This is a genomic window from Anaerolineales bacterium (genome assembly GCA_016928575.1).
GTDB lineage: Bacteria > Chloroflexota > Anaerolineae > Anaerolineales > RBG-16-64-43 > JAFGKK01.
The window spans coordinates 14,388-27,450 of the sequence record JAFGKK010000059.1; the positions used below are offsets into that span (position 1 = coordinate 14,388).

General features: G+C 64.3%; 13 protein-coding genes. 7 read left to right on the forward strand and 6 right to left on the reverse strand.

All coding sequences use genetic code 11. The features are described 5' to 3' along the window. Nucleotides 1–86 precede the first annotated feature (86 nt). Both JW929_07690 and JW929_07695 read left to right on the forward strand, forming a co-directional pair. Complete coding sequence (locus JW929_07690; GenBank protein MBN1439273.1) at nt 87–1,298, forward strand: MFS transporter; 1,212 nt, start codon at nt 87–89, stop codon at nt 1,296–1,298. Next, nucleotides 1,295–2,152, forward strand: coding sequence for an SAM-dependent methyltransferase (locus JW929_07695; GenBank protein MBN1439274.1), 858 nt, complete (start codon nt 1,295–1,297; stop codon nt 2,150–2,152). Before JW929_07690 ends, JW929_07695 begins: the two co-directional genes overlap by 4 nt. An 865-nt stretch (nt 2,153–3,017) precedes the next feature. On the opposite strand, the gene JW929_07700 is transcribed toward JW929_07695, so the two are convergent. The 3 genes from JW929_07700 to JW929_07710 form a co-directional block, all read right to left on the reverse strand. Beyond that, nucleotides 3,018–3,245, reverse strand: coding sequence for a CPBP family intramembrane metalloprotease (locus JW929_07700; protein ID MBN1439275.1), 228 nt, complete (start codon nt 3,243–3,245; stop codon nt 3,018–3,020). 152 nt (nt 3,246–3,397) lie between these two features. After that, nucleotides 3,398–3,586 (reverse strand): hypothetical protein, encoded by a 189-nt coding sequence (locus tag JW929_07705; protein ID MBN1439276.1) that lies wholly within the window; start codon nt 3,584–3,586, stop codon nt 3,398–3,400. A gap of 68 nt (nt 3,587–3,654) precedes the next feature. Continuing rightward, nucleotides 3,655–6,213 (reverse strand): DEAD/DEAH box helicase, encoded by a 2,559-nt coding sequence (locus tag JW929_07710; protein ID MBN1439277.1) that lies wholly within the window; start codon nt 6,211–6,213, stop codon nt 3,655–3,657. A gap of 225 nt (nt 6,214–6,438) precedes the next feature. Between JW929_07710 and JW929_07715 the strand changes: the two genes are divergently transcribed. Further along, complete coding sequence (locus tag JW929_07715) at nt 6,439–6,927, forward strand: DUF456 domain-containing protein (GenBank protein MBN1439278.1); 489 nt, start codon at nt 6,439–6,441, stop codon at nt 6,925–6,927. An 18-nt stretch (nt 6,928–6,945) separates the two neighbouring features. Here the strand turns inward: JW929_07715 and JW929_07720 are convergent, their stop codons facing one another. Further along, on the reverse strand, nt 6,946–7,191 hold the full coding sequence (locus JW929_07720) for a hypothetical protein (GenBank protein ID MBN1439279.1): 246 nt from the start codon (nt 7,189–7,191) through the stop codon (nt 6,946–6,948). Then, nucleotides 7,184–7,648, reverse strand: coding sequence for a hypothetical protein (locus tag JW929_07725; GenBank protein ID MBN1439280.1), 465 nt, complete (start codon nt 7,646–7,648; stop codon nt 7,184–7,186). The genes JW929_07720 and JW929_07725 overlap by 8 nt, the downstream gene beginning before the upstream one ends. Nucleotides 7,649–7,820: 172 nt before the next feature. Here JW929_07725 and JW929_07730 point away from each other — a divergent pair, with 172 nt between their 5' ends. Both JW929_07730 and JW929_07735 read left to right on the forward strand, forming a co-directional pair. After that, a complete protein-coding gene (locus tag JW929_07730; protein MBN1439281.1) occupies nt 7,821–8,237 on the forward strand; it encodes a RidA family protein in 417 nt (138 codons plus the stop codon). A gap of 96 nt (nt 8,238–8,333) precedes the next feature. Beyond that, nucleotides 8,334–10,406 carry an immune inhibitor A gene (locus JW929_07735; protein ID MBN1439282.1) on the forward strand — a complete coding sequence of 691 codons (2,073 nt, stop codon included), beginning with the start codon at nt 8,334–8,336 and terminating at the stop codon, nt 10,404–10,406. 40 nt (nt 10,407–10,446) lie between these two features. On the opposite strand, the gene JW929_07740 is transcribed toward JW929_07735, so the two are convergent. Further along, nucleotides 10,447–10,656, reverse strand: coding sequence for a YtxH domain-containing protein (locus tag JW929_07740; protein ID MBN1439283.1), 210 nt, complete (start codon nt 10,654–10,656; stop codon nt 10,447–10,449). A 293-nt stretch (nt 10,657–10,949) separates the two neighbouring features. On the opposite strand from JW929_07740, the gene JW929_07745 reads away from it, so the two are divergent. Together JW929_07745 and JW929_07750 are read left to right on the forward strand one after the other, a co-directional pair. Next, nucleotides 10,950–11,972: a flippase-like domain-containing protein gene (locus JW929_07745; GenBank protein ID MBN1439284.1), complete on the forward strand. Its 1,023-nt coding sequence runs from the start codon at nt 10,950–10,952 to the stop codon at nt 11,970–11,972. A gap of 112 nt (nt 11,973–12,084) precedes the next feature. After that, entirely contained in the window at nt 12,085–12,741 is a 657-nt protein-coding gene (locus JW929_07750) for a PHP domain-containing protein (GenBank protein ID MBN1439285.1), read from the forward strand. Nucleotides 12,742–13,063 lie beyond the last annotated feature (322 nt).

The window sequence follows — 13,063 nt, forward strand, 5'->3', positions numbered from 1 at the left end:
GCCGGCGCGGGCGGGATAATCCCCGCTCCCCGCCTCCTGCCCCCATGGCCGAACCCACTCCCGCTTCCCGATTTTTCCTCCGGCGCTTGACCGTCCCGGCCAGCCTCGCATCCATTTTTCTGGCGATCGAATTCCTCGACGAACTGTCCTTCGGCGCCGTTGGGGCGGCCTGGCCAGCCATCCGCGACGATCTGAACCTGACCTACATGCAGGTCGGAGCGCTGATGGGACTGCCGCTTTTCCTGGGAAATTTTATCGAACCCGCACTCGGCCTGCTCGGCGATCTGGGGCACCGCAAACGGATCATCCTCTGTGGCGGGATCTGCTTCCTGGCGGCCATGCTGATGATGGGATTCTCGACTTCCTTCCTCACCCTGCTGGCCGCGGCGGTCCTTGCCTCCCCGTCGTCGGGCGCATTTGTCAGCCTGTCGCAGGCGACCCTGATGGATCTGGATCCCGGCCGCCGGGAGCTTTCGATGGCGAGCTGGACTCTGGCCGGATCGCTGGGCGTGGTCGCCGGTCCGATCCTGCTGGCGGCGGCCCTCGCCGGCGGCGGAAGTTGGCGCCTGACCTTGTTCTTCTCCGCCGCGGCCGCCTGCCTGTTGGTTCTGGCGCTTGCGCCGCGGCGTTTTCCGGCGTCTTCCGCCGGGGAGGAGCCGCCGGCCGCCCATAGGTTGCTGGCGGATTTTTTTTCGGCCGTCCGGCGCCCGGAGGTGTTGCGCTGGCTGGTCCTCCTGGCTCTTGGCGACCTCATGCTCGACGTCCTGCTCGGCTTCATCGCCCTGTATGGAACCGATGTCGCCGCGGCTTCTCCGGCAGCCGCCGGATTGATGGTCGCGGTTTGGAGCGGGTTGGGGGTTCTGGGAGACGCACTGCTGATTCCATTGCTCAAACGGATGAATCCAGTGAAATACCTGCGATTGAGCGCGGCCGCGATGGCCGGAGTATTCGCCGGCTTTCTGCTGGCGCCTTGGATCGGAATAAAAATCGCCCTGCTGGCCTTGATGGGGTTGCTGAACTCAGGATGGTATGCCATCCCGCAAGCGAGGTTATACGCCACCCTTCCAGGCCGGTCCGGCGTCGCCATGGCGGTCACGTCCGCCTTTGGGATCTTGATTGGGGGAATCCCGGTATTGCTCGGCATACTGGCCCAATCGTTCGGATTGGCCGCCGTGATGTGGCTGCTGATGGCCGGTCCGCTCGGCTTGCTGGTCCTGCTCCCGCGCGGCGCCGACCCGTCCCCCGGTTTGCCTCCCTCCGGCGTAGGCGCCGCAGGGGGAAAGGAAATTAGATCATGAAGAAATCGCAGATCAGCATCACCGCCCAGGGCATCGCCCTGGCCCGCGCGCTGGAATACGACCGGCCGGCGGCGGAAAGGATTTGCGACGACCCGCTGGCCCGCAAATTCATCCATCCGGCATTTTACCGGCTGGGAAAGGCGCTGGCCGGCTACGGGGAGCGAAAGGGCCCGGGCGTGATCGGGTTCCTGGTCGTACGCTGCCGCTATATGGACGATTGCCTGAAGGAATCGATCGCCTCCGGTGTCCGTCAAGCGGTCATCCTCGGCGCGGGATTGGATTCGCGGGCTTACCGCATCGCAGAGGCGAAACAAGGCGTGCGCGTGTTTGAAGTGGATCAGCCCGCCACGCAGGCGCTGAAAATCGGGAAGGTGAAGCGAGGCCTCGGCGCCTTGCCCCCGCACGTCGCGTATGTCCCGGTCGATTTCAACGCCGAGGATTTGGAGAAACTGATTTCAGCCGGGTACGATCCGGGCCGGAAGACGTTTTTTATCTGGGAAGGAGTGACTCATTATCTGACCCCCGCGGCCGTCGGCCGAACCTTGGCCTTCGTCGCCGGGCAATCCGCCCCCGGCAGCGCGATCGTTTTTGATTACATGGATCCTTCTGCTTTGCGTGCGGAGCAAAAACGCGGCGAAGTGGTCCGCATGCAGCGGACCAGCCGCTTCACCGGCGAAGGGCTGAAATTCGGGATCGAGCCGGGCGAGATCGAACCGTTCCTGAAGGCGCGCGGGTTCGGCCGGATCGCGAACATGACGGCTGGGGACCTGCATCGAAAATACTTCACAGGGGCAAACCGGATTCGGACCGTCGCGCCGATCTACGCGATCGCTCGGGCAACGGTCTCCGGATAAAAAGAAATTCCCCAAACTCCGCAGATGGCAACCCCGCCGTGTTCGCAGCCGGAGTCCATTGGAGAAAATTTTTACTGTTCAGGCAGTCTATTGCCACGTAAAAATTTTTAGAGAGCGGTGTCTGCTCGGCGTATTCATTTTTGAAAAGAAATCCTGCACTTTTCCATCCTCGCCCCTGTCCCCTGACCCCTTCCCCCTCTCCGGACAGAAGTCAGGAGAGGGGGAAGCCTGTCCTCGAGCGGCCTGTCCCGAGCGGCCTGTCCCGAGCGAAGCGAGGGAAAGCGAGGGATGGGTGTAGGCGTTTGGAGTGAAGAAAGAAAAAGGAAGGGAGGGGAGGAGATCCCTATCGTTTTGATTACGCTTCCGAGTCCCTACCGGAGTCACGCAGAGATGCTGGGCTTCCTGCATCCCTTGGGCGCACGGATTATGATCGCCATTCCCGGTCGGCCGCAACAGGAATCCAGGGCATTTGTTCCGGAAAAAACGCAAGCGATTCCCGGCTGCCCGCCTTGTGCACTCCGCCCGCCGGCCTGCCCCTGACAGGACTCCCGCTGTCAACCCCAGCGACATCCGCATGAAGATTTCGAACAGAGCCATCAGTAAGAATAGCGCGAGGACGATCCCCAAGGAAAGGAGCGGTCAAACGGCGGACGGCGTTTCGCCGGGGGGATTCACGACCGGCGGCTTCCGGCGAGTCTGGTAACACACCCGCGGGAGAAAATCCGGAACGGGGATCGCGGCCGATCCGGCGAGGCGGATCGCTTCGACCGGAATCTCCATGAGCGAAGGGATTAAGGAAAAAACCGCCGGGAGGAGATTGTAGGAGCCGTGCGCCAGCAGCGTGCCGAGGGCTGATCCCTCTGCGTTACACCGGCACGCCCAGCACGATTCCCGGAAAGGCCGGCGGCAGCAACCCGGCGATCTGCGAGTGAACCAATCCGAACGGCAAACCCGGAAGCAGAACGCCTGCCAAGACGCCCCGCCGCATCCAGGCGCGTAGAATGAAGCCGCGGCAGACCGGTTCTTCCATCAGCGGCGCGACGATGACGCAGGCCGGGGCGTAAGCGGCGGGTTGCCAGGCATCCGAAGGCATCGGGATCGCCGGAGCGGCTTCTCCAACAGGACGGCCGCCGCCGCACAAATCGTCCAGCAGGCAAATCCCACCAGGATGCTCCTCAGGCACGCGCCGGCGGAGATCAGACGCACACCAAACGTTTCCCGCAAGGGGAACCTCCGCACCACCGCCTAAACCAAGCCGGGAAGAATCACCAGCGACCGCCCGACGACCATCACCACGGTGAAATCGAACCACACGGCCAGGACTACGGACGTCAGAATCATCCCAACCAGGATGACCGAGGCGGCGAGGTTCGCCTCCCAGGTCGCCGGCAGCCACGGCGGAGCGGGTTCTTGGGTTCTGCCCCTCGTTTTCAAGTCGCCGCCTTCCATTTTCTTCACCAATATTTGATTGCGGTGGAATGTGCGAATTCCGGAGGACCCCATTATCCGGCTTTTCCACCCGCCAGGATCTCCGCCAAGCGCTGGGCCGCCGCTTTTACCGGGCCTGCGCCCGGGGCGACCGGTCCGACGCACGCCGGACAGCCGGCGGCGCAGGGGCAATCGCGGATCAGGTCCGCCGCCGAGGCGAGCAGGCGCGGCAGGGCATCGTACAGCTCCTCGGAAAGTCCGAGGCCTTCCGCCGCGTTGTCGAAGAAGGTCACCGTCGGCGCGCCGGTTTCCTTTCCGCGCAGTTCGGCCGAACAGCCGATGTCGCGCGAATCGCACATCAGGATCAGCGGGGCGAGGTTGTGCAGCGCGTGGGCCAGCCCGCCGAGGGCGGTGTGAGTCCCTTGCTGGGCTTCGACTCGCTGGTGGCAGGCGGGGCACAGCGTGACCAGGTTCTCCACCGCGTTCGCAAGCTTGTGGTTCTCGTTCTGGCCGGGAACATAGCCGAACGAACGGAACGGGACGAGGTGATGGACGTCGTGCTCGCGGCGCAGGGATTCCGGTGCCCCGCAGCGCGCGCAGCGGAATTCGTCGCGTGCGCGGGCGGCGCGGCGCGCCTCGGTCCAGGAAGGGCCGTAGTTGTTCGGCCCGATCAGCGCCAGGAATTCGCGCGCTTCCCCCTCGAAGGCCGCCAACGCATCCGGCGCGGCCCACAGCCAGCAGCCGGCCGTCTGAAACTCGTTCGGGGGCAGGTCGATCTCCCCGTGCCCGACCGTCTCGCCCGTCGCCCGCCGGACCTTGCGGAAGGCGGCCGTGCGCGCGGTGATGTGCACCTCGCCCCAGGCCCGCCGCAGCACGCCGCCTTCCGACGCGTCGCGCACGGCGAGCACCTCCAACTCGACGTCCTGCGAGGTTTCGGTGTAGTAGTCCGCTTCGATCGGACGCGCCGCGGCCGTCCCCGCCCGCCAATCCAGCGATTCGATGAAGTACGTCCGCCCTTCGTGCAGGTAGATCGCGCCGGCGTGCACCCAGGCGGGGGCCGCCGCGCGGTCCACCTCGCCGATCAGGCGCGGATGTCCGTCGCGGATCTCCTGCACCATCACCCGGTCGGCCCCGGCGGTCCGCAGGCTGATCTCCGCCGCGGGATACGCCTCGCCCACCCAGGAAACCTCGCCGTTCGCGGCCCGGTGCAGTTCGCCCTCCTCGGCCATCGCCTCCAGGATCGGCCCCGCATCGGCGGCACCGAACCGCTCGCCAGAGGCGAACGGCATTTCGAAGGCCGAACAGCGCAGGTGGCCGGCGAGAATGGCGAGATTGTCGGGATTAATCCGTGCATGTTCGGGCGAACGGCCGAGCAGGAATTCCGGATGGCCTATCAGAAATTGGTCGAGCGGATCGGACGCGGCCACCAATACGGCCAGTGATTCTGAATCGCGCCGCCCCGCGCGGCCCGCCCGCTGCCAGAACGAAGCCACCGTGCCCGGGTACCCCGCGATCACCGCCGCGCCGAGCGAGCCGATATCCACCCCGAGCTCCAGCGCGCTGGTCGCCACAACGCAGCGCACCGTCCCCGCGCGCAATCCGGCCTCGATTTCGCGCCGTTCCTCGGAAAGGTACCCGGCGCGGTATCCGCGGATGGATTTCGGATCCAGCCCCGCCGCGGAGGCCCGATCCCGCAGCGCGCCGAGCAGCAGTTCCACCGACCGCCGGGTGCGGGCGAAGACCGCGGTCTGCACGCCGGCTTGCAGCAGCCGCAGGGCCAATTCCTGCGTTTCGCGCAGGTAGGATCGGCGTAGGCCGAGCGCCGGATCCGCCAGCGGCGGATTGTAGAGGATCAGGTGCCTCTCCGCCCGCGGCGATCCGTCCCGGTCGATCAGCGTCGCCGGCGAATCGATCAAGCGCTCGGCCAGTTCGCGCGGGTTGGCGATCGTGGCCGAGGTCATAAAAAACTGCGGCCCGGGTCCGGCGGGTTGATAGAAGGAGCAGATCCGCCCCAGCCGGCGCAGCACGTTCGCCATGTGCGAGCCGAAAACCCCGCGGTAGACATGCACCTCGTCCAGCACCACGTACCGCAGGCGGGAGAGGAACTCCGCCCAGCGGGTGTGGTGCGGCAGGATGGCCAGGTGGAGCATGTCCGGATTCGTCACCAGGAATCGCGCACTGCGCCGGTATTCGCCGCGCCGCGATTGCGGCGTGTCGCCGTCGTAGAGGCGGATGCCCATCCCGCCGGCCGCGAGGACCTCCTCCCAGCGCGCGAGTTCCGCCGCCTGATCCCGCGCCAGCGCCTTGGTGGGAAACAGATACATCGCCGTCGAATCCGGTTCAGACAGCCGGCGCTGGAGGATGGGTAGATTGTAGGCCAGCGTCTTGCCGGAGGCGGTCCCGGTGGCAAGCACCACGTGCTCTCCCCGTCCGGCGGCTTCCAGCGCGGCGGCCTGGTGCGCGTACAGCCGTTCGATCCCGCCGCGGCGCAAGCCCGAGAGTATTTCAGGCCGCAGCCCTTCCGGCAGCGGGACGAGGTCCGTTTCGCGCGGCGGAATCCGCTCCCACACTGTGATGTTCGGCGCGAGATGCGGATCGGCGCGCAGGGAGCGCAGGACGGATTCAAGGGCCATCAGCGGTCGAATGCTCCGGTGTCGATCCCGCGGATTCCTCCGCTCTGCCGGTTTCCCGCCCGGGAGGATCTTCCCGGTCCGGCAACGCTCCGGCCCGCAGGCCGTAGACTAGGGTGCGGAGATGGGTGGAGTCGCTGCCCGGGGGTACGATATAATTTTTCCGGTCCCAGACCATTCCGCCGGAAGTGTATCCCGCCCCCCAAAAAATCCTTTCCCGGAGATGGCATGACGGAGTGGATGCTGCTCAGCGTCGTTGTTTTTCTCATGCTCCTCGGATTGGCCGGGGTCCTTCTGCCCCTCCTGCCCGGCATCGAGCTGATCTGGCTGGCCGCCCTCGGCTACGGCATCCTGAACGGATTCACTTGGGGAGGCGCGCTAGCGATGGGGGTCATCACGCTGCTGCTCCTCGCCGGACTGTCTTCCGATATTTGGATCACCGGCCTGGGATTGAAATCCGCCGGCACGTCCCTGGGTTCGATGCTACTCGGCGGCATGCTCCTGGTCTTTGGATCCCTGTTGCTCACGCCCCTGGCCGGCATCCTGCTTGGGCTGGCGGCGCTGGCGGCGCTCGAGTACCGGCGGCACCGCGATTGGCGCAAGGCGGCCGCTTCCGCCGGAACGGCGCTCGCGGGCTGCGGGCTGTCGTTCGGAGTCAAGCTGTTGATCGGACTGGCGATGATCGGGGTTTGGGTGCTTTGGGTGTTGCGGGGGTAAAGGCGGCCGCGCGGCAAATCACCTGCCGCGGGTGAGATCGCCGATCTGCCGCAGCAGCCCAAACAGCAGGACCCCCAGCCGGACCGCGGCGCCGGAGGAGAGAATCGGCAGGTCCGCGCCCGTTTCGCGGGAGCGCGATTCGCGCGCTTCCATCAAGACATAGGCCGCGCCGACGCCGACCAGCGCGCCGATCACCCCGCCCGCCGCTAGGACAGCCAGATTGCCCGCGTTGCCCTTCCCCCGCAAAGCCGGCGGCTTATTCATCCGGATCCGCCCTCCGGCCGTAGCGCCGCCGCAGCGGCGCCCATCCGCTGCCGTGCGCTCGCTGGCTGAATAACCGCAATACCGAGTCCGCCGACCGCTTGACGGTATTCGCCCCGCGCTTCCAGGACCGGGCGCCGAGGATGAAATGCAGGCGCATCCATCCGGTGAATTCCGGCAGACGCCGCATCACGTTCTCGATCCGCCAGATCGACTCCAGGATGATCAGCCAGGCGACGAACCCCGCGGCGAGCAAGCCGGCGGCCAGAACGAGGATCGCCAACTGCGCCGGATGAGCGGGATCACCTCCGCGCGCGGTGGCGAACGCGGCCGCGCCGATTCCGATCGCGATCAGCGCCGCAACGCCGATCGGCAGGTAGATCCGCAGGATGGTGGCGCGGAACAACCGCCTCCGGGTTTCCGACGTCGGGTACAAGTCGTGCCAGAAATCTTTGTCCATAATCCACCGGATGATCGGATTATAGCACGCGCCAGCGGCCGTTTGCTTGACGCGGGCATATGCCTTCTTTATAATACGCCCGCTGAATGGGGGACTCTCGAATTCGTCCGCCGCACATCTTTGCCCCATCCTTAACGGCAACCGCCCACAACAGCGCGCATCGGAGGCAGCCATGGCCGAAAGAAAAATCCTCTCCGCCGAAAACACCCCTAAAGCCATCGGCCCGTATTCTCCGGCCGTCCTTTCCGGGGATTTGTTTTTCTCGTCCGGCCAATTGGGCTTGGATCCCGCGACGGGCGAACGGATCCCCGGCGGCGTCGCGGCGGAAACCCGGCAAGCGCTTTCGCATTGCGCGCGCCTGCTGGAAGCCGCCGGCGGGTCGATGCGGGACGTCCTGAAAACGACCGTCTTCCTCCGCGACATGGCGGATTTCGCGCGGATGAACGCCGTGTACGCGGAATTTTTCCCCCAGGATCCCCCGGCGCGGACGACGGTCCAGGTCGCCGCCCTGCCCAAGGGCGCGGACGTGGAGATCGAATGCCTCGCCCGGATCCCGCCGAAGAGAGAATCCTCCCGGCGCCGGAAGTGACGCCGCCGTGAAGCGGACGCCCGAGCGGTCCGTCCCATCCGGCGGGCTTCCCGGATGAAAGTTGCGTATACCGATTCAGAAAAAGGAGGAGAAACCATGGACAACGGAAAAAAGGTCTTCCTGCCGATCGCGCTGATCCTCGCAGCTTGCATCTGCTGTTGCGCCGTGGGCGGCAGTTCGGTCGTCATCCTGGGGTTGCTGCCCTTCCCAATATCGTCCACCGAGTCCGTCGCAGTTGCGCCCACACAGGAAGGGACTCCGATCGCGACCGACCAATCCGGCTACACCCGGACGCCCGACCCCGGACCTGCCCCCACCGCCTTGCCGGGAAATCCGCTTGAGCTTTCAGACCCCGCCCCCGCCGAGGCATTCGAAACACTTCAAAGCCTCGCCGAAGCCGATCCGCCCGCCGGCGATGTTGTCGAACAGGTGGAGCGGCTGAAGGGAATTAAGAACATCCCCCGGGTGGTGACCGAAAACGCACCGCCCGTCCCGGTCGGAACGAAAGAAGATTTTTACGTCATGGATTCCGGGACCAACGAAACGAGCATCCGGACCGCGGTCATGCGCTACGGGACCCCGCACGTCTATTTTTGGGTCGATCAGGAAATCGAAGCCGACGACGATGACATCCGTTACGTAACCGATATTTTCGAAGAGCAGATCTATCCCACCGACCGGGAGTTCTTCGGTCCCGAATGGTCTCCCGGCATCGACGGGGACGTGCATATCTACATCCTCTACACCGGCGGCATGGGCGCCTACGCCGCCGGCTACTACATGTCGGTGGATTCCGTATCGCATTTGGCGCATCCCTTCTCCAACGAACACGAAATGTTCTATATCAACGGCGAGTTGGAGGATCTGCGGGACAAATTCGTGCTGGCCGTGCTGGCGCACGAATTTCAGCACATGATTCACAAGAACGGGGATCCGAACGAGGATTCCTGGGTCGACGAGGGCTTCGCGGAACTGGCGGTTGACCTGAACGGGTATACCACCGGCGGCTGGGATTGGGCCTACGCCAACGACACCGACCTGCAATTGAATACTTGGATCGACATCACCGAGAACGATTCCGGATTGCATTACGGCGCTTCGTTCATGTTCATGAAGTATTTGCTCGGCCGCTTCGGCTCGGAGGCGACCAAGGCGCTGGTCCGCAATCCCCTGAACGGCCTGAACGGGATCGACGACCTCTTCCGGCAGTTGGAATTATCCGACCCGTCGGGCGCCCGCCTGCTCACCGCCGAGGACGTGATCGCCGATTTCGGCGCCGCCATGCTCCTGCAGGATGCCTCCTTTGCGGACGGCCGCTTCGGCTTCCGCGACTATCCCACCGCTCCGGAACTCGGAGACATCCGCACCATAAAAACCTGCCCGTCGCAGAAGGAATCCAAGAAGGTCTCGCAGTTCGGCTTCGACTACTACGAGATCCGCTGTCAAGACCCCTCTACCATCTATTTCGCCGGGCAGACGGAAACCGTCGTCCTGTCGGCCGAGGCCCGCGGGGGGAAATACTATGCCTGGTCGAACCGCAGCGACAACTCCGACATGATCCTCACCCGCGCCTTCGACCTCCCGGCCGGAAAACCCGCCACGCTGGAATTCGATCTGTGGTACGACATCGAGGAGGATTGGGATTACGCCTACCTGGAAGCCTCCACCGACGGCGGGAATACCTGGCAGCTCCTGCGTACGGAACACGGAACCGATTACAACCCCCTGGGAAGCAACTACGGATGGGGTTGGACCGGCGCCAGTGAGGGATGGGTCGAGGAATCGGTGGACCTCTCCGCTTACGCCGGAAAGAACGTGCTGGTCCGATTCGAATATATCACCGACGCCAATCTCCACATGGAAGGTTTGGCGGTCGACAATATCCGCATCCCCGAAATCGGATATGCCACGGATTTCGAGAACGGGCTTGACGGCTGGGAAGCCCTCGGATTCGCCCGGATCCAGAACGTCATCCCCCAGAGTTACCGCGTTTTCGTTGTCCGGACGGGGGATTCCACAACCGTGGAGGAGATGGCGCTCGACGACCGCATGTCCGGCGGATACCGGATCACGCCGGCGGAAGGCGAGGAAGTGTACCTGATGGTTTTGGGAACCGCCCGGTATACCAGGCAGAAGGCTCCCTACCAATTCATCATCGTCAACGGGTAAACTAAACAAAAAAGAGGCTGCCCGAGGGCAGCCTCTTTTTTTACACTTCCTCTTCCGGCGGCGCGGACCGCCTGCGCGAATCCTGCAGTTCGCGCATGCGCGCCTCCAACTGCTCGCGCCGGGCATACGCCGCCTCGCGGGCGAGTTCACGCAACTCCTCTCCGGAGTAGGGGGTATACAGCAGCGCCAAAGCCGCGCCGACGGCCGCACCCAGAACCGACCCGGCGACAAACGAGAAAAAGCGCGTCATGGATTCGCCTCCGTAGGATGGATCATGATGTCTGGACCGGGCAATGATCGAGCCCGATTATAACAACGATTTCCGATCCGCGGCGGAGGCCGCCGACGCGGTATGCCGATTGCGGTAAAATCGGACGGATTTTCGCCTTTGGAAACGGGGGAAAGGGAAATTTCATTGAATCGATGCTTGTCCAACCAAGGCATTACTGGTCGGCGGCGCCCCCCCTGGAATTCCGGAAGGAACAGATGGAGGATCCGCGCCGCCTCCGCCGCAGGCGAATCTCCGCCCGCCAGGAATAGCCGATGGATAAATTGCGCAACCGGCTTCTGATCGGCCTCGGTTTGGGCGTCCTCGTTGCGGCGGCCCTGGCGCTCTGGTCCGACCTTTCCAAACTGGAAAAACTCCTCTCGGATTTTCCCTGGGGATTTTTCGTGCTGGCGCTGGGCTGCACGCTGTTCAACTATATTCTGCGGTTCGTCAAATGGCACTATTACATCCGCCGGATCGGCGCCCGGAATCTGCCGCCCGCCGACAGCGCCCGGCTGTTCGTCGCCGGTTTTCCGCTGGCGGTGACTCCTGGCAAGGTCGGCGAAGCGCTTAAGGCGCTGTGGCTTTCCGAATGGAGCGGCATTCCCTTCTCGCGCGGATTGCCGGTCGTGCTGGCGGAGCGCTTCAGCGACGGCCTGGCGGTGCTGATCCTCTCCGCCTTCGGGATCTTCAGCGTTCCCTCCCTGGGACCGGCCTTCCTGGCGGTCTTGGCCGGATCGCTGGCGGTGATCGCGCTTTCGCAGATTAGACCGCTGGCGCGCGCCATACTCGATCGGATGGAGCGGCTCCCGGTCGTCGGCAAGCGGATTCATCCGTTGCGAGAGTTTTACGAGGCCGGCTATCTACTCCTCCAGCCCGGCCCCTTGCTCTTCGCGGTCGGCATCGGGACTCTGTCCTGGCTCGGGGAAGGTGTCGGCTTTTTTCTGATTCTAATCGGATTGGGGCTTCCGGCGTCTGGCGCCACGTTCGCCAGCGCGGTTTTCTCGCTGGCCGTTTCCACGTTGGCCGGATCCCTGTCCGCGCTTCCCGGCGGGCTGGGCGCGGCGGAAGCCAGCATCACCGCCCTGCTGCTCTTGACCGCGACGGCGGATCACGCCGAGGCCGGCGCGGCCACCCTGCTGATCCGCCTCGCGACTCTGTGGTTTGGGGTTGCTCTGGGATTGGCCGCCTGGTCGATCACGCCGCGTTTGTGGAAGCGGACAACGAACGACGGACGGCAGGCTATGGCGGACGACCTCACACAAAACGACTCCGGCGGCCGCGGCCAGCCAGTTTAACCATGATTGTCGGACGTTGTCCATGGTCCGTCGTCAATGGTCAGCCGGTTCGGCATCCGGTTGCTCTTCCGGCTCCCTAACGCAAACCTTCTCTGAAAGGATGGCTTTGCCCATGAGCGGATTTTGGCGCGCGGATTTTCACACCCATACGGTCTGTTCGAAGGACGGCCTGACCGGCATCCAATCCTTGATCGATTCGGCGCGCCGCGCCGGTTTGGACAGGGTCGCGGTCACGGACCACAACACGATCCGCGGCGCGCTGGAAGCCGCGGCGTTGGCGCCGGATCTGATCGTCCCGGGCGAGGAAATCCAAACCTCGGAGGGGGAACTGCTGGGTTTCTACGTCCGTAAGGAAATTCCGCGCGGGCTGACGCCGGAGGAGACCATCGCCCGATTGCGGGAACAAGGCGCGGCGGTGAGCGTGTCGCATCCCTTCGACCGCTTCCGGCGCGGCGCATGGAACGAAATCACCCTGGCGCGGATCGTCCCGTTGGTCGACGCGCTCGAGGGATTCAACGCGCGCTGCCTGTTCGCCGCCGACAACCGCCAAGCCGCGGAATTCGCCCGCGCGCACGGGCTTCCTCTCACCGCCGGCTCCGACGCGCACGCCGCCCTCGAGATCGGCGCCGCCGGGTTGGAGCTGCCTCCCTTCCACGACGGGTCCTCCTTGGGCGAAGCCTTCCGCCGGGCGCGGGTGTTCGGCCGGCTGTCGCCCTGGTGGGTGCACCTGCTTTCGCAGTATGCGAAGGTCAGGAAACGCTTGAAGTAATTTCAAATCCGGCATCCAAAATCGCTATCCCAAAGCAGAGCGAAACATCGGAATGTAGGACCGTCCGAAGGCTTTGCCCTGAGCGCAGCGGAGGGTCAAGAAACGCGGGAATAGATGCTTCGCTCCCCCGGTCGAAAACCGCGCCGAGGGCGGACGCTCAGCAAGACATTTTTTTAGAAGTCTCGAATACATCTTTTTCATAGAACCAAATTGCTCCTCATCCCCTATCCTCCCTGCTGCAAATTCCGGTCAATTCGGCCACCGATTCCGGTGTAATCCGGCCGCCCCATACCAACCCTCCATCATCAGCGACGAGATTGTA